The sequence below is a fragment of the Arthrobacter sp. 131MFCol6.1 genome (genome assembly GCF_000374925.1).
Lineage (GTDB): Bacteria > Actinomycetota > Actinomycetes > Actinomycetales > Micrococcaceae > Arthrobacter.
The window spans coordinates 1-16,350 of record NZ_KB895557.1 but is presented as its reverse complement, the minus strand read 5'-3'; the positions used below and the strand labels follow the sequence as shown (position 1 = coordinate 16,350).

The 16,350-nt window shown below is 68.2% G+C and carries 15 protein-coding genes, 1 pseudogene and 2 riboswitches; of the genes and pseudogenes, 5 read left to right on the top strand and 11 right to left on the bottom strand.

Annotation, left to right across the window (positions count from 1 at the left end; genetic code table 11):
• Nucleotides 1–53 precede the first annotated feature (53 nt).
• The 8 genes from fdhD to C566_RS0119335 all read right to left on the bottom strand — a co-directional run bounded on the left by fdhD (nt 54) and on the right by C566_RS0119335 (nt 7,615).
• Nucleotides 54–926 (bottom strand): formate dehydrogenase accessory sulfurtransferase FdhD, encoded by an 873-nt coding sequence (gene fdhD / locus C566_RS0119370; protein WP_018776013.1) that lies wholly within the window; start codon nt 924–926, stop codon nt 54–56.
• Between the two features lie 134 nt (nt 927–1,060).
• A complete protein-coding gene (locus C566_RS0119365) occupies nt 1,061–2,572 on the bottom strand; it encodes a molybdopterin molybdotransferase MoeA (protein ID WP_018776012.1) in 1,512 nt (503 codons plus the stop codon).
• On the bottom strand, nt 2,569–2,856 hold the full coding sequence (locus C566_RS23020; protein WP_018776011.1) for a DUF6457 domain-containing protein: 288 nt from the start codon (nt 2,854–2,856) through the stop codon (nt 2,569–2,571). The genes C566_RS0119365 and C566_RS23020 overlap by 4 nt, the downstream gene beginning before the upstream one ends.
• A 21-nt stretch (nt 2,857–2,877) precedes the next feature.
• Entirely contained in the window at nt 2,878–3,549 is a 672-nt protein-coding gene (mobA, locus tag C566_RS0119355) for a molybdenum cofactor guanylyltransferase (protein WP_018776010.1), read from the bottom strand.
• A 98-nt stretch (nt 3,550–3,647) separates the two neighbouring features.
• A complete protein-coding gene (locus C566_RS0119350) occupies nt 3,648–4,148 on the bottom strand; it encodes an HNH endonuclease (protein WP_026266867.1) in 501 nt (166 codons plus the stop codon).
• A gap of 219 nt (nt 4,149–4,367) precedes the next feature.
• Nucleotides 4,368–5,126, bottom strand: a complete 759-nt coding sequence (locus C566_RS0119345; protein WP_018776009.1) for an NlpC/P60 family protein — start codon at nt 5,124–5,126, stop codon at nt 4,368–4,370.
• A 295-nt stretch (nt 5,127–5,421) separates the two neighbouring features.
• Nucleotides 5,422–5,591: riboswitch (cyclic di-AMP (ydaO/yuaA leader) on the bottom strand.
• Between the two features lie 137 nt (nt 5,592–5,728).
• Nucleotides 5,729–6,550: a M23 family metallopeptidase gene (locus tag C566_RS0119340; RefSeq protein ID WP_018776008.1), complete on the bottom strand. Its 822-nt coding sequence runs from the start codon at nt 6,548–6,550 to the stop codon at nt 5,729–5,731.
• 4 nt (nt 6,551–6,554) lie between these two features.
• Nucleotides 6,555–6,769: riboswitch (cyclic di-AMP (ydaO/yuaA leader) on the bottom strand.
• A gap of 150 nt (nt 6,770–6,919) precedes the next feature.
• Entirely contained in the window at nt 6,920–7,615 is a 696-nt protein-coding gene (locus C566_RS0119335) for a metal-dependent transcriptional regulator (protein WP_018776007.1), read from the bottom strand.
• Nucleotides 7,616–7,960: 345 nt separating this feature from the next.
• Between C566_RS0119335 and serC the strand changes: the two genes are divergently transcribed.
• Nucleotides 7,961–9,091 (top strand): phosphoserine transaminase, encoded by a 1,131-nt coding sequence (gene serC / locus C566_RS0119330; RefSeq protein ID WP_018776006.1) that lies wholly within the window; start codon nt 7,961–7,963, stop codon nt 9,089–9,091.
• A 61-nt stretch (nt 9,092–9,152) separates the two neighbouring features.
• Here serC and C566_RS21835 read toward each other — a convergent pair whose 3' ends face one another.
• Genes C566_RS21835 through C566_RS0119315 form a run of 3 tightly spaced genes read right to left on the bottom strand, consistent with a single transcriptional unit; the run spans nt 9,153 to nt 11,523 of the window.
• Nucleotides 9,153–10,472, bottom strand: coding sequence for an MFS transporter (locus tag C566_RS21835; RefSeq protein ID WP_018776005.1), 1,320 nt, complete (start codon nt 10,470–10,472; stop codon nt 9,153–9,155).
• Between the two features lie 44 nt (nt 10,473–10,516).
• Nucleotides 10,517–11,131, bottom strand: a complete 615-nt coding sequence (locus C566_RS0119320) for a DUF3027 domain-containing protein (protein WP_026266866.1) — start codon at nt 11,129–11,131, stop codon at nt 10,517–10,519.
• Nucleotides 11,132–11,139: 8 nt separating this feature from the next.
• Nucleotides 11,140–11,523 carry a cold-shock protein gene (locus C566_RS0119315; protein WP_018776003.1) on the bottom strand — a complete coding sequence of 128 codons (384 nt, stop codon included), beginning with the start codon at nt 11,521–11,523 and terminating at the stop codon, nt 11,140–11,142.
• Between the two features lie 178 nt (nt 11,524–11,701).
• On the opposite strand from C566_RS0119315, the gene C566_RS0119310 reads away from it, so the two are divergent.
• The 4 genes and pseudogenes from C566_RS0119310 to C566_RS23495 all read left to right on the top strand — a co-directional run.
• A complete protein-coding gene (locus tag C566_RS0119310; protein WP_018776002.1) occupies nt 11,702–11,935 on the top strand; it encodes a hypothetical protein in 234 nt (77 codons plus the stop codon).
• A gap of 10 nt (nt 11,936–11,945) precedes the next feature.
• The gene (locus tag C566_RS0119305) at nt 11,946–14,438 is read left to right on the top strand and encodes a helicase-associated domain-containing protein (protein WP_018776001.1); all 2,493 of its coding nucleotides are present in this window, start codon (nt 11,946–11,948) and stop codon (nt 14,436–14,438) included.
• On the top strand, nt 14,435–16,081 hold the full coding sequence (locus C566_RS0119300) for a DNA repair helicase XPB (protein WP_018776000.1): 1,647 nt from the start codon (nt 14,435–14,437) through the stop codon (nt 16,079–16,081). The genes C566_RS0119305 and C566_RS0119300 overlap by 4 nt, the downstream gene beginning before the upstream one ends.
• Before the next feature lie 116 nt (nt 16,082–16,197).
• Nucleotides 16,198–16,350 (top strand): annotated as a pseudogene (locus C566_RS23495) (IS110 family transposase); the annotation flags it as partial.

The following is a 16,350-nucleotide window of genomic DNA, read 5'->3' as shown; positions in this document are numbered from 1 at the left end:
CAATCGATGGATAAAACTTACGCCGCGGAGAACCTGTTGGCCAACTGTTGCCGCTAGCCGGCCGCGGGCGCCGGAACCGCGACGCGCTGCTGGCCAGCGTACACGTTCAGGCTGGTCCCGCGGCTGAACCCGGCCAGGGTCATCCCGCTGGCCTCGGCGAGCTCGACGGCCAGGCTGGAGGGGGCACTGACCGCGGCGAGGACCGGGATTCCGGCGAGGGCAGCCTTTTGGACCAGCTCGAACGATGCCCTGCCGGACACCTGCAACACGGTGCCCCGGAGCGGGAGCAGGCCTTCGCGGAGCGCCCAGCCCACCACCTTGTCCACCGCGTTGTGCCGGCCCACGTCTTCGCGCAGGCACAGCAACTCGGCCGAGCCGTCGTCGGAGATCCTGAAGAGTCCGGCGGCGTGCACGCCGCCGGTGACCTCGAAGACCTCCTGGGCGGACCGGAGGGCATCCGGGAGGGCCGCCAGCGTTTCCACGGGGACGGTCAGCGGATCCTGTGCCGGGCTGTAGTGCGAGGACTTCCGCACGGCATCGATCGAGTCCGTCCCGCAGATACCGCAGGAACTGGAGGTGAAGACGTTGCGTCCCGTCTCGGGCCGTACGACGTCGGGCCGGAGCTGCGCCTCCACTACGTTGAACGTCTGCATGCCATCGGCGTCTTCGCCGGCGCAGAACCTGAGCGAGACCAGTTGTTCGGGAGCCCAGATGATCCCCTCCGAGACGAGGAAGCCAGCGACGAGGTCGAAGTCATTGCCCGGCGTTCGCATGGTGACGGAGAACGACATGTTGCCGAGCCGGATTTCCAGCGGTTCCTCGACGGCAAGGACGTCCTCCCGGTGCCGGACCGGGAATTCGAGGGCCTGCGGGGACCCGTCCAGGACGATCTTGTGCACCTTGCGGCGCTGTGTCACACGGCCCATCCGGTGCTCCTAAGCAACATGTCGTGCCGCTGTTTGAATCTTGCGGCAGTTTGAATCTTTGGCTGGTTCCATCATTGTAAGTGTCTGATTCTGATGGCGTGTCCGGCCCTGACGCCGGCGCTGCGGGCCAGGACTCAGCCCAAAAGGGCACTCCAGTCCACCGGCCCGTCGCTGGCCGCGGTCTTCCTGGCGGTCCGCTTCGGCGCCGGCTTCTGCGCGGCGGCCGCTGCCGAAGCGTCAGGCAGCGGCGCACCCCACGGGAGGGCGAAGGCGGGGACCAATTCCCCCAGCTGCACGCCATGGGGCGGGACCACCAGCACACCGTCGGCGGCGGCCAGGCCCCGCATCATTCCCGGACCGGTGTGCTGCGCCGGCGATGCCATGCCATAGAGCAACCGGAAGGGCATGAGCCGGGTCCGGCCCGGATCGGCGTCAATGGTCGAGCCGCAGGGCACCTCGCTCAGCGGGGGGACCGCGCCGTGCCCCAGGGCTGCGAGGAGTGGGGCCCCGATCGTGGACAGCGCCATCATGGCCGCGAGCGGATTTCCAGGCAGGCCCAGGATGTAACGGCCGTCTGGCAGCTCGGCCAGCACGGCGGGGTGGCCCGGCCGCATGGCGATTCCGTCGATCAGCAGGCGGCCGCCGAGTTCGGCGACCGAGCGCCGGAGGTGGTCCGTTCCGGAGCGTCCCGTGCCGCCGGTGGTGATCACGACGTCGGCGGGCAGGTTTTCACCGGCAGGATCGGTGTCCTCCAGCGCCGCGAGCCATTCGGCGTAGGTGTCGCCGACTTTCACTTCTTCGGTGCAGATCCCGCCGAGCATTCCCACCACGGCGGCCAGTTGGGGTCCGAAGGTGTCGCGGACCTGCCCTGGTGCCGGCATCCCGCTCGTCACCACCTCGGAGCCAGTGAAGACGAGGCGTACCACGGCCTTGCCGAGCACGGGAAGGGTATCGCTTCCGGCCAGCGCGGCGAGGGCAAGATGGGCGGGATTCAGGACCGTGCCGCGCTTGATCAGGACGTCCCCGGCGGCGGCTTCCTCTCCGGCCTTCCTGATGTGCTCGCCGTTGCGCGGGTCCCCTGGTTTCGCGGTGCCGCCCAGCTTCAGGAGGGGCAGGCCGTCCTCGTCGGCACCGATGATGCCGCTTTCGCTGCGCAACACCGCCCTGGCCCCGGGCGGGATGAGGCCGCCGGTGGCAATCGTGCTGGCCTGATGCGGCGCCAGCCGCTGGCCGGGTTCGGCCAGGATCCAGGGGCCGCTGCCGTTGACGGCCCAGCCGTCCATTGCGGAAGAAGCGTAATGGGGCATGTCCTGCTGGGCAACGACGTCCGCCGCGAGGGTCCGGCCCAGCGCGTGCCGCAGCGGGACAGGGGCGGCCAGGATGGGAACGGCGCAGTCGAACGCGAGTTGCCGGGCCTCCTGCCACGTGTGGGCCAGGTGCCTGTGCGGCTCCGCCGAGGTGTCCTCGTCCGCCGCATCCTGGCCCTCGGTGTCCTGGTCGGCTGCATCTTGCGCCGCGGTGTCCTGGTCCGCTACATCCTGGTCAGCGGTGATGGGGGGATCGCCGAGGTCATCTCGGACTCCGCCTCCACCGCCGTTTCTGCCAGGGGCAGTGGGTCCGCTGCCGTCCGGGGCCGCAGCCGTCATGCCCCGGAAGTTTCGGCGGCTGCGTAGTCCTTGGCGAGCCGGCGGGCCACGGCCATCGCCGCCTCCATGGACACGGAGTCCGTGGCCTGCCCGGAGCCCGAGGCCAGACCGGCGGCAAAGCCGGCAATGAACGTAGTCAGCGGCGCCGCGGGGCGCACCACGGAATGGGCGGCCACGCCGGCCAGGGCGAGGACCTCATTCACGTCAATCTCAACGTCGTCCAGCTCCAGGGCCTGGAGCAGGGCACGGCACCAGTCTTCCAGTGTTTCATCCTGGCTTTTCACCGTTTGCCTCCATGGTCGAGTTCAGCTGCGCAGAGCCGGGCCGGAGCCCGGACCGCCGTCGGGAATCCTGCCGGATACCCCTAGTGCGGACGCGTCATCCCAGGTGTCGACGTCGTCCGTGGAACCCGGGGGAACGCGAACTTCCCGCACGTCCAGCCTAGCAAGAAGGGCGAAGACCGACGCGTTTTCCAGCCTGTTCCGGGACGCGGCGTCGGCGACGGAACGTTGTAGCACAGCCGTGCCATAAAAGCCCGCGAGCGGCTGCTTCCGGCCGTCGGCCGAGACTGCCATGACGCCGTCGGGCCCGTCCCGTTCCGGCGGACCTGCGGCGTGTGCGGCCAGCGCCTCGGCCAGAGCGCGGACCGCGTCGGCGGACCGCGGCATGTCGCACGCCAGAACCAGGGTAAAGGGCGCGGCGGCTGTGCGCCGGCCTGCGCGGTCGGCGGCCAGGGCAGCCAGGCCCGCGGCGATGGCTGCGGCCGGCCCTGCGAAGGGCGGGTCCTCACGGCAGGTCAGGACGCCGCCGGGCAGACCCCCGGGGTCGGGGCCGACGACGACGGTGCGCGCCGCCGCGCCCGCGGCCCGCAGTGACCGCTCCAGGAGGGTGGCGCCGTCGAAGATCAGCCCGGATTTGGGCACGCCGCCGAGGCGGGAGGCCCGTCCCCCGGCGAGAATGATGGCATCGAACTCCATCGCTTCAGCCTAGCGCGGCGCCGGCGGCCGCCGAGCAAGCCGTGACGTGCGCCGGCAGCAATCCCACCAGCTGACAAGGCAGCAGGCCAGGAGGCGGGTCAGGCAGCCGATTCAGGCAGCAGGAACGGATCCCAGGCCGGCGTCGGCTTCTCGAGTTCCTTGATCTGCCAGATGGCGCCCTTTGGCGGGCCCGGAACAAAACCGATCTTCCAGCCCATCTCCGCCGGCGTATGGTCGCTCTTGGCGTTGTTGCACCGCAGGCAGGCCGCCACCAGGTTCTCCCAGGAGTCGGCTCCGCCCCGCGACTTGGGCTGGATGTGGTCGATGGTGTGGGCAGCCTTGCCGCAGTACGCGCAGCGGTGGGCATCCCGGCGCAGCACGCCGCGGCGGCTCACCGCAGTCATCGTGTTGTACCTGGGCCGGATGTAGCGGTTCAGCAGGATCACGGACGGGCGGCCCAAAATGTCCTGCGGGCCGACAACGGGGTCGTCCCCTTCGGCCACCACGCTGGCCTTTCCGGTCAGGACAAGGACGAGCGCCCGGCGGAAGGTGATGACCGCCAGCGGTTCATATCCAGCATTCAGAACGAGAGTGCGCATCCGCATACCTCTTCACGGCCGCACCCGCCAGCGGCACGAGGGCCGGCTGCCCTCTGCATGGTCGGGCTATGGATCGACAACACAAGAGTAAACACTCAAGTGCCGGATCACCGAATATTTTTTCACCGGCGCAGTCCGCGGCGCGGAAAGTTCACTGCGCGGCAACGCAAAAGACCCCCGCCTGCAGGCGGGGGTCTTTCGAAAAGCTGGGGTTCGTGCTTAGGCGCCGACGCGGATGAAGACCGGGCCGGAGCCGACGTTTACGCTGTACAGCGCGGTGGTGCCGCCGTTCCAGCCGCCGTGCACTGCCATGCCGTTGCCGACGTAGACCGCGATGTGAGCCATGCCCACGCCGCCGTTCTGGTAGTAGGCGAGGTCGCCCGGGCGTGCCTCGCCGGCGCTCACGGTGCGGCCCAGGGACAGGTAACCTGCCGGCCAGCCGTGGTAGTGGATGCCGGCCGCGGCCAGTGCGTTGGTGGCGAGGGCGGTGCAGTCCTGCGCCACGCCGATCTGTGCGTAGGCAGCGGCGGCGATGGTCGCGCCAGCGCCGCTTCCGATGCCGGCCGGAGCCTGGGCAGCGACGCCGCCGCTGACGCCAAGCTCGGTGCCGCCGGCGCGGGAGGCCGTAGCGTCCTGGACCTTCACGACGGGCTTGGGAGCCTCGACGACGGGAGCCGGCGTGGTGGTCACGGCGGGCTTCTCGTATGAGATCGCGATGGTGGAAGCGGCCGAGATGGTGGCCGGAGCTGCGGACTGGACTTCCAGGGCCGAAGCGGAGGTGGATTCGCGCTGAACATTGGTTTCAGCAGCGTTGGCTGCGATTCCGCTGGTCAGGACCAGACCGGAAGCTGCGGCGATGACCGCGGCCTGACGGCCCACGCCGCCGGCGTTGTCGCCGACAGCCTTAGCAATAACAGCCAGCGAGTTGGTCTTGGTGACCTCGGCGCGGTGCCGTGCAACGTTTGCACGAGTAGTCATTAAGTTCTCTCTTTCGTGATCCTTGGACCGCGCGCTTTCGGGCACGGACTGAGGACGCTCCGGCATCTTGGGGGTACGCCGGATCGCCCCGAAATGGGTTACTTAGCGAAGGGTGTACTGCGAAGACGCGCCAAAAGCGGAAACTGCATGCTGTCCGGGCTCGGTAGAGATTGAGCCTGCGGAACGTGATCCAATCCGGGCGCCGGCAAGGGCGGCACGTGATGTGGATTCCAGCGGGCTCGACAGAGCCTCGCCGGTGCGCATGCGCGCAGAATTGTGGCGTGAAGACACGAAAGTAGCCTCTCCCAATGCCTACGAGGTGAGCTGTCGGATTCGGATGGGAGTCACCCGGCCGCGCTGCTTCCTGGGAAGCTTTGCGACTTAACCCCAAGGCCTTCTTTCGAAGGCCAAAATTGGTTCCCCCGCCCCTGCCAGACGATGTAATGCGAACGGACCTTGAGCGGTGGCAGAGCTAGGCAATCCACTCAAGAGCGCCAACTTCGGAAAAGTTGGCGTGCTTCAAACCCTACAGCAGTCCGGATCCAATGTCACATTCAGATCACGGCGTGTCACGGGAACTTGAGAGCAGCCCATCGTCTTGTTTAGAGCCAGCCGAGCGGATCAACGACGTCGCCGTTGACCATCACTTCAAAGTGAAGGTGGCAGCCCGTGGAGGCGCCGGTGGTCCCGCTCATGGCGACGACGTCACCGCGGGAAACCTTCTGGCCGACCTGGACCGAGGCCGAGGACAGGTGGTTGTACGTGGTCTCCAGGCCGTTGCCGTGATCGATGACCACGCGGTTTCCGCCGCCGAAGGGATGCCAACCGTTGAAGGTCACGGTGCCGCTGGCGGCCGCGTGGACCGCCGTGCCGCACTGGGCGGCGAAATCCTGGCCGCGGTGGAACTCCCCCGCGCCCCCAGTGATGGGGCTGACGCGGTAGCCGAAGGGTGAGGCCGTGACCAGCTGGTCCAGCGGCGCACCAAGGGTGCCCGCCGATGCCGCGCGGGTAATGGTGCCCACAGACTGGGCGCTCAGCAACTGCTTGAGCTTCCCGTCCGGATCACCCTTCGTGGTGACGGCCGTGCGGTTGAAGTCAACCTTTGCGGCGGCGGCAGCCGTGACATCCGGCTGCACGGCAGCGGTGAGCGCGCCGGATCCGCCCGGATTCGAAGCCATCACCGGACTCGTGACGGGAACCGTCACGGTGAGAACCAGACCAGTTGCGGCCAGCGCGATCCCGGCCTTCTGCCCGACTCCGCTGGCCGCGGCAAAGTCCGTGACCTGGCGGAACGGGCTGCGCCGGTGACGCCGTTCATCGCGGTGCACGTCACGCGGGCGTTCGGCCGTGTGAGCGACGACGGGCCGCGGCTCCGGAGCGGGACCGGTCGCGCGGCGACGGCCCCTGGCGGTCTGGGTGGTCAAGAACGGTTCCTCTCTGGATGGCCTGCGGAGTTAGCTGTCGGATTCGGGTCAGAGAGATCAAAGACCCGGTCCGCCGTTGCAAGCAGCCAGGCACAGAGGCATCCCCATGGGATCCTTCGGTGGAAGCTGCTTGCCGCTGACGGACTTCACCCCAAGGCTGCCGAAGTAGCAGCCGAAAGTGGTTCCCCCGCCCCTGCCAGGAGGTGGTTCTGCGACTGATCCGCTGGCAGGGTTCGGCTTCGGATCAGGTAACGCTTTGGTATCGGTACTGGCCACTAACTATAGGTGATTAAGCCGCCCGGTAATAAATCCGTAATCGCAATTGTGTACAACTCATGGGTCGTCCCATGACCGGCGCGGAGTGGCTGGTCAGGCGACTGTTACAAACACGTGCGCGGCAACCTCGGGCGGCAACTCCAGGGCACCTTCGATATCGGGCACGCGGACCGAGATGTACTCCCCCACCCGCTCCAGCGAGACCAGCGCGCCTGGCCTGATTCCGCCCTCGTCGAGCTGGGCAAGAAGCTCCGGCTCCACCTGGATCGGCTCCGCGAGCCGGTTGACCGTAACCCGGGAGCTCACACCGTAGCCGGCCATGGCCTCCAGCAGGTTCACGGCCCTGTCCACGGGGGCGCCGTTGGGCACGCCGCCAAGATCCGCAAGCCCTGGAATCGGGTTTCCGTAGGGTGAGACTGTCGGGTGGTTGAGCATCTCAAAGATTCTGCGCTCGACGCGTTCGCTCATGACATGCTCCCAGCGGCACGCTTCCTCATGGACGTAGGCCCAGTCGAGCCCGATCACGTCCGCGAGGAGGCGTTCGGCCAGACGGTGCTTGCGCATGACGCCGATTGCGCGTTTCCGTCCGGTTTCCGTCAGCTCAAGGTGCCGGTCGCCGGAAACAACCACCAGCCCGTCGCGCTCCATCCGGCCGATGGTCTGGGACACAGTGGGGCCGGAGTGGCGGAGCCGTTCGGCGATGCGGGCGCGGAGGGCAACGATGTTTTCTTCTTCAAGTTCCAGAATGGTCCGAAGATACATCTCCGTGGTATCGATCAGATCCGTCATTCAGCTCAGCTCCTCGAGCGCAGTCCTAGCGTCATTCCCACCGTACCGCGTGCGGGCTGCATGCAGGATGCGCCCTGGCGGGAACCGCCGTACGTTCGCATGCCAGCCTAGCCTATTTTGAATTACTCCGGATAATCTTTCGATCGGCCTGGAGCTATTGCCTCAGCCCCAGCCGGCCAGCCGTCCCCTGGTGTCTCAATGACCGGACTATGACAGGCCTTTTTCCGTATCGCCGGGAGCTGTCAGGCAAAATAGAACAGGCAGTATGAAAAGGGGTGTCCGTGGTAGCCATCCCTCCCGCCACCTCCCAGCCACGCTACGAACCAGCCGAAAATTGGAGCCACTGTGAGCGACACCAGCATCACGATCCCCGCCAACCTCCTGCCCAAGGACGGACGGTTCGGCGCCGGCCCGTCGAAAGTCCGGCCGGAACAGATGGACGCCCTGGCCGCGGCCTCGTCGAAGCTGTTGGGGACCTCGCACCGCCAGGCACCCGTGAAAAACCTGGTCGGCTCGGTCCGCAACGGCCTCAGCGAATTCTTCCGGGCACCGGAAGGCTATGAAGTGGTGCTGGGCGTCGGCGGATCCACCGCGTTCTGGGACATTGCCAGCTTCGGGCTCGTGGAGAACAAGGCGCAGCACCTGTCCTTCGGCGAGTTCGGCTCAAAGTTCGCCTCCGCCACCAACAAGGCACCCTTCCTTGCCGAGTCCTCCATCATCAAGGCAGAACCCGGCACCCGCCCCACCGCCCGGGCGGAGGCCGGCGTCGACGTCTACGCGTGGCCGCAGAACGAGACGTCAACCGGCGTTGCCGCACCCGTCCAGCGCGTGGCCGGCGCCGACGAGGGCTCGCTGGTGCTGGTGGACGCGACCTCGGCCGCGGGCGGGCTGGACGTGGACGTGGCGGAGGCGGACGTGTATTACTTCGCGCCGCAGAAGAACTTCGCGTCCGACGGCGGCCTGTGGCTGGGCCTGTTCTCCCCGGCGGCGCTTGAGCGGGCGGCACGGATCAAGGCCGGCGGCCGTTGGATCCCCGATTTCCTGGACCTCCAGACGGCGATCGACAATTCCCGGCTGAACCAGACCTACAACACCCCCGCGCTGGCCACCCTGGTGACGCTCGATGCCCAGGTGCAGTGGCTCAACGCCAACGGCGGCCTGGACTTCGCCGCCGGCCGGACCGCGGACTCTGCCGGCCGCATCTACCGCTGGGCCGAGGCGTCCGGATACGCCACGCCGTTCGTGGCCAAGGCTGAGGACCGTTCCAACGTGATCGCCACGATCGACTTCGACGAATCAATCGACGCCTCGGCCATCGCCAAGGTGCTCCGCGCCAACGGCGTCGTCGATACCGAGCCGTACCGAAAGCTGGGCCGAAACCAGCTGCGCATCGCCACCTTCGTGGCGATCGAGCCCGACGATGTCTCGGCACTGCTCGAGTGCATCGATTTCGTCGTGGCGGAACTGAAGAAGTAGCCCTGCGTCCGGCGTCGTCACGGCCCCACAGAACCCAAACCGTGACGGCGCCGTCGTCGTTTCAGGCCCGTCCGCCCGGCTGTGCCTCCGGCTGCGCGTCCAGGCCGGCACCGGCCGCGCCCGTCCCGCTTTCGACGCGGAAGTACCGCAGCCCGCGGGCGCGGCGGTTGAAGTGGAGCCGCAGGTGCTTCGCGCGGATGATCCACACCAGCCCGATCAGGGCCGCCAGCAGGCCGGCGCCGGCCGCGACCGCCATGGACCAGCGGGGGCCCGCGGTGTTTGCCACCCAGCCGACGAGCGGCGCACCAAGGGGAGTTCCGCCCATAAAGATCGCCATGTAGAGGGCCATCACCCGGCCCCGCATCACGGGCTCCGTGGTGGTCTGGACGTACCCGTTAGCGCTTGTCATCATGGTGATCGCGAACAGCCCCACGGGCACAAGTGCGACCCCGTACCAGAAGTAGCTCGGGGCCATCGCTGCGATGCCCGAGGTCACGCCGAAGGCGGCGGCCGCCCCGAAAATGACCCGCAGCCGTGGCTTGCCGCGGCCGGCGGACAACAGGGCCCCGGCGACGGAACCGATGGCCATGATCGAATTCATCAAGCCGAAGGCCCCCGCATCGAGGCCGAATTCCGTCCCCACCATGGCCGCGATGAACAGGGCGAAATTCAGCCCGAGGGTTCCCACGATGAAGATCGCCACCAGCACCACGACCAGGTCCGGACGGTACCTCACATAGCGCAGCCCCTCCCGGATCCTGCCCTTGCCCGCAGGTGCACGCGGCAGCCGGCGCAGCGACGACGACGGGATTTTCGCCAGGCTGAGCAACAGGGGCACGAAGGTGAGTGTATTGAGGAGGAAGACCCAGCCGGGCCCGACGGCGGCCGTGAGCACGCCGGCGACGGCCGGGCCGATCATCCGGGCAACGTTGAAGGACGCGCTGTTCAGGGCCACCGCATTGGGCAGGTAGTCGTCCTGGACCAGCTCCGAGACGAAGGTCTGCCGGACGGGGGCGTCCAGGGCCGAGACCACGCCGAGCATCAGGGCGAACGCGTAGACGTGCCAGAGCTGCGCCGCGCCCGTGACCACCAGGATGCCCAGCCCCGCGCTCAGCAGCGCCATGGCGGACTGGGTCAGCACCAGGAGCCGCTTGCGGTTGAAACGATCGGCGACCAGCCCGGCCACGGGTGCCAGGAAGAGCTGCGGACCCAACTGCAGGGCCATCGTGATCCCCACCGCCCCGGCATCGTGCGCCGTCAGGTGGGCGAACACCAGCCAGTCCTGGGCGGTGCGCTGCATCCAGGTGCCAACGTTGGAGATGAGGGCGCCGACGAACCAGATCCGGTAGTTCAGGATGTGCAGGGATTTGAACGTGGACATCAGCCCCAGCCCTCCCCAGACACGCTCCCGGACGCTTCCAACCGCTAGTCGGCCTCGTCCGCGGAGCGTTCCCGCTCGTCGTCGTTCGGCTCGTCGTCGTTGGCGTCGTCGTCGTTGGCGTCGTCGTCGTTCATCGCAGCGGCGTTGGCGTCGGCAGCATCCTGCTGGTCGGCGTCGGACACCTGCGACGGCGCCTCGGAACCGGACGGCGTCTCGGCGGCCTCGTCAGCCTGCGCGTCTTCCGGGCGGACCCGCTCGGCCCAGGGAACCCAGGCCGGCGCCAGGATGGAGTCCTCGGAGGGCAGGAGACCGAGTTCGTCCACCGTGACCACTTTGGACCGCGAGTTGCGTGTCAGCACGGCGTACCACTGCCAGCCGCCGTAGCCGGGCAGCCTGGATTCGAAGAGGTGGGTCACCAGGCGGTCGCCCTCGCTTCGGGCGCCGATGTGCTCGCCGATCTGCTCGGCGGGGGCAATGCCCTCCACCGCGGCGCGGGCGACGTCGACGGCGGCGGCCAGGAAAGCGTCAGGCTTGCCGGTGCGCCAGACGGGCACGCCGGCGCGCGGGCGGATTCCCTGCTTGGGGCCGGTTGCTTTGGCCCCGGCGGGCGCTGTGGATCCGGCATCCGGCGCCGGCAACTGATCAGGTTCCTGAGTCATCAAAAGCCTTATACGTCCAGCTCGTCGGCAACCTTACGGAGGGCCGCTGCGATCGCCTTGCCCTTGTTGCCTTCCGGGTACTTGCCCGCGGACAGGGTCCCGGAGAGGTTGTCCAGCACGCTGACGAGGTCCTGGACCAGCGGGGCAAGGTCCCTGGCACTGGGCCGCTTTGCCTTGGCGATGGACGGCGTCTTGTCCAGCACGCGCAGGCCCAGCGCCTGGGCACCCTTGCGCCCGTCGGCTACACCAAATTCAACACGAGTGCCGGCCTTGAGCTCCGTGATGCCTTCGGGCAGCGCGGACTTGGGCAGGAAGACTTCCTGGCCGTCCTCGCCCGCGAGGAATCCGAAGCCTTTTTCCTTGTCATACCACTTGACCTTGCCGGTAGGCACGTAATCAACCTTCTTCGTTCTGCGGGGACACGGCCGGCGGTCACCGCATCCGCATGGATACGCGGGTTCAGGGTATGACTGCCCGGACCGTGTTGGTCTGTATCTTTCAAGGTTATCCTGCCTGGTTCACTTTCGCGGCTTGAGGCGCGGGCGATGCCGGACTGTTAGCGTTGCCCCCATGACACTGACGCGTTACCGGCGGCCCCTGATGATCGCAGCGGCCACTCTTGCTGTGCTGTCCTTGGTTGCCGTCGCCGCTGTCATGGCCATGGCCTTCAACAATGCCGTGGCGCCCGCCTGGATTACTTCGACGGCCCTCTACGGCCTCCCGGTGGCCTTCCTGCTCATGCTGGCGCTTGTTGTGGACTCGGTGGTAGCACGTCGCCGCCCGCGCGGGCCCGGCGAAAGGTAACGTTGGAGCGATGTCCCTCATCCGCGCGCTCAGCAAGGAACTTCAGGCACGAAGCGACGAATCGTTGCGGGCCCTGTTCTCCGCGCGGCCGGACCTGATTTCTCCGGGCGTTCCGGACTTCGCCGCCCTCGCCGCCCGTGCCAGCGGACGGGTCAGCGTGCAGCGGGCACTCGAACGGCTCAACCGCCCGCAGATGCAGGTCTTGGAAACCCTGCACCTGTGCACCAACGCCGATACCGGGCACAGTGCGTCGGCGGCGATGCTGAAGAAACTGATCAACGGCTCCTCGGTTGCCGCCGTCGACCGGATCCTCCATTCCCTGCAGGAACTGGCCCTCGTCAACCGCGCCGATCCGCCGCACGGCGCGACTCCCGCCGCCGCCAAGCAGCGGCACTATCTTCCGGTCGGCAGCCTCAAGGACGTGATCGGCATTTACCCGGCGGGGCTGGGACGCAGCTACACCGAACTTGTACGGCTCCAGCCCGCTTTTGCGCAGCGCGTGGTGCAGCTGGTGGGGGAACTGCACCGCGGCGGGGCGACCATCTCCCCCGCCACGACGCCGATGGAAGCCGCCCTTTCCCTGCAGCACTGGACGGCAACACCGGAATCGCTCCAGCAAATCCTGGCCACCGCACCGGATCGGACCGCAGCCCTTCTGGCCCGGTTCGGGAACTGGGCCATGGGCGCCGTTCCGCAGGCGCAGCGCCGGGCGTCCGTGCTCCACGAAAGCGCCGACGTCGGCCCCGTGGACTGGCTGCTGGCGCGCGGGCTGCTGGTACCGCTGGACGCCGCCCACGTCGAACTGCCGCACAGCGTCGGAGTGTCGCTGCGCGGCGGGTATGTCATCGAGAACTTTTCGCTCGCGCCGCCCGTCCCCCGGCTGGGCCACACAAGCGCGGGGCTGCGCCGGAACGCCGCGTTGGGCGCTATCGCCGAGACGCTGCGGCTCGTGGGCGAAGTGCTCTACACCGTGCGCGAACAGCCGCTGGCGACGCTGCGCAGCGGGGGCGTCGGGGTCCGGGAGATGAAGCGGCTGGCGGATTCGCTGCGGATGGACGTGCACGAGGCCGGCGTCCTCGCGGAGCTCTGCGGAATGGCCGGTCTGTTGCGGCTGGACGTCGACAGTTCTGCGTGGGTGCAGCCGCCGCAGCTGGAGTGGCTGTCGCTGCCGCGCCAGGAGCAGTGGCTGTGGCTGGTCAACGCCTGGCTGGCCAGCGAGCGCGCGCCGTCCCTCGTGGGCCAGCCGGTGAATGCCGCCGCGCCGGGCCCTGCCGGACACCGGGGCCCGGCCGGGACCACCATCAATGCGCTCTCTGCCGAGGCGCAGCGGCCGGACGCCCCGGTGGTCCGCAAACGGGTCTTGGAAATCCTGCGCGAACTCACCCTCGAGGCCGCGGCGCCCGACGGGCAGGCCCCCGTCCTCGATGCCGCCGCCGTGCTGGAGCGTGCCGAGTGGACGCAGCCCCGGATGGCCAGGCGCTTCAGCTCGCTGATCCGCGGCATCCTCGCGGAGGCCGAGATGCTCGGCCTGATCGGCTCCGGGGCGCTCAGCCAGCTGGGCGCCGCGATCGCCGCCGAGCAGCCGGATGATGCCCTGGGGATCCTGGGCGAACACCTGCCCGCTGCCCTGCAGCATGTGTTGCTGCAGGCGGACCTGACGGCGGTGGCGCCGGGCTACCTCGACCCCGAACTGAGCGAACGGCTCCTGACCATGGCCGCGGCCGAAGGGCAGGGACCGGCCACCATCTACCGTTTCTCCGTCACCTCCGTGCGCCGGGCCCTCGACGCCGGCCAGGACGCCGCGGCGATGCTGGACTTCCTGCGCCAGCATTCGGCCACAGCCATCCCGCAGCCCCTCCAGTACCTCATCGAAGACACCGCCGCGCGCCATTCCCGGCTCCGGGTGGGGGCCGCTGCCAGCTTCATCCAAAGCGAGGACGAGACCGCCCTGCTGGAGCTGCTCAACGCCCCGGCCGCCGCCGGCCTCGGGCTGGTGCGCATCGCGCCCACCGTGGTCGTCTCCCACGCCGCGACCCGGGAAACCGCCCAGGTCCTCCGGGGCCTGGGTCTCGCCCCCGTACTGGAGGAAGCTGCCTCCGCCGTCGTCCGGCTGCGCCGCAGCACCCCCGCGCCCGGCAGCGGCCGGCCGGTCTACACCGCTCCGCGGACCGCCCCGCCGGAGGCCGACATTGAGGCCCAACTGGCCGTGCTGCGCGCCAACGGGTCCCGGGCGCCCGGCTCCGGCGCCCACCCGCCGGCGGCCCCGGGCAGCGAGGAGGCGACCCAGCTGGGGCTCGAGACCCTGTTGAAGGCGATCCGCCTCAGGCAGCGGGTCATCATGAACGTCGTGGACAGCATGGGGAATGCCACCCGCGAGACCGTTGTTCCGGTAGCTGTGAACGGTGGGCGGGTGCGGGTGTTCGATCCGGACAAGGAGATGGAGCGGGTCCTGTCCATCCACCGGATTATCGACGTAGAAGCTACAGAGGAATTGTTCCAGTGAATGACGGGCCCCTGATCGTCCAGAGTGACAAGACCATCCTGCTGGAGGTCGACCACGAACTCGCAACGGAGGCCCGACACGCCATCGCGGCGTTCGCCGAGCTGGAACGGGCCCCGGAGCATGTGCACAGCTACCGGTTGACGCCGCTGGGGCTCTGGAATGCCCGGGCTGCCGGGCTGGACGCCGAAAAGGTGCTGGACACCCTGCTCACGTACTCCCGGTTCCCCGTGCCCCACTCCCTGCTGATCGACATCGAAGAGACCATGTCCCGGTACGGCCGGCTCCGGCTGGAGAAGGACCCGCAGCATGGCCTGGTCATGCGCACCTCCGACTACCCGGTGCTCGAAGAAGTCAGCCGCGCCAAGAAGATCGCCCCGCTGCTCGGGCCACGGATCGACGGGGAAACGGTGGTGGTGCATTCCTCCCAGCGCGGGCAGCTCAAGCAGCTGCTGCTCAAGCTGGGCTGGCCGGCTGAGGACCTGGCCGGCTACGTGGACGGCACCCCGCACCCCATCATGCTCAACGAATCCGGCTGGAAGCTGCGGCCCTACCAGCAACTGGCCGCGGAGAACTTCTGGGCCGGCGGCAGCGGCGTCGTCGTCCTTCCCTGCGGCGCCGGCAAGACGCTGGTCGGGGCGGCCGCCATGGCCACCAGCTCCACCACCACGCTGATCCTGGTGACCAACACCGTCGCCGCGCGGCAGTGGAAGGACGAGCTGCTCAAACGCACGTCGCTGACCGAGGAAGAGATCGGCGAGTACTCCGGCTCCGTCAAGGAAGTCCGGCCGGTCACGATCGCCACCTACCAAGTCCTGACTACAAAGCGCGGCGGGCTGTACCCGCACCTGGAGCTCGTGGACGGCAACGATTGGGGCCTGATCATCTACGACGAGGTCCACCTGCTGCCCGCTCCGATCTTCCGGATGACGGCAGACCTGCAGGCCCGCCGCCGGCTCGGGCTGACCGCCACGTTGGTGCGCGAGGACGGCCGGGAGGGCGAGGTCTTCAGCCTGATCGGTCCGAAACGCTACGACGCGCCGTGGAAGGACATCGAGGCCCAGGGCTACATCGCCCCGGCCGATTGCGTGGAAGTCCGGGTGGACCTGCCCCGGGACGAACGGGTGGCCTATGCCATGGCGGAGGACGCCGACAAATACCGCCTGTGTGCCACCTCCGAGACGAAGACCCGGGTGGTCGAAGAACTCGTCGCCGAACACGCCGGGGAGCAGCTCCTGGTGATCGGGCAGTACATCGACCAGCTCGACGAGATCGGCGAGCGCCTGGGCGCGCCGGTGATCAAGGGCGACACGTCGGTGAAGGAACGCCAGCGGCTCTTCGACGCCTTCCGAGCCGGCGACGTGCAGACCCTGGTGGTTTCCAAGGTCGCCAATTTCTCCATCGACCTGCCCGAGGCGTCGGTCGCGATCCAGGTCTCCGGTTCGTTCGGTTCCCGCCAGGAGGAAGCCCAGCGCCTGGGCCGGCTGTTGCGCCCGAAGAAGGACGGCCGCTCCGCCCGGTTCTACTCGCTCGTGGCCCGGGACACCCTGGACCAGGATTTCGCCGCGAAGCGGCAGCGGTTCCTCGCCGAGCAGGGCTACGCCTACCGGATCATGGACGCCAAGGACGTCGGCACCGCTGGCTAGACGATATGAGGTAGCCGGGTTTTTCGGGCTGGAACCTCCTTTTCAAAGCGGGACGTGGGTTGCCTGCCACACTTGGCGAACAGGTAGAGCCACATTTGAAATTGGAGGTTCCAGCTATGTTTGAGCGTACAAGCGTCGGCCTGGATGTCCATGCCCGTTCTGTTGCCGGATGCGCCCTGGACGCGCAGACCGGCGAGATCATTCCGCACCGGATGTCCCCGGATTATGCCGAGATTCTTGCCTGGATCGTGTCCCTCCCGGCCCCGGTG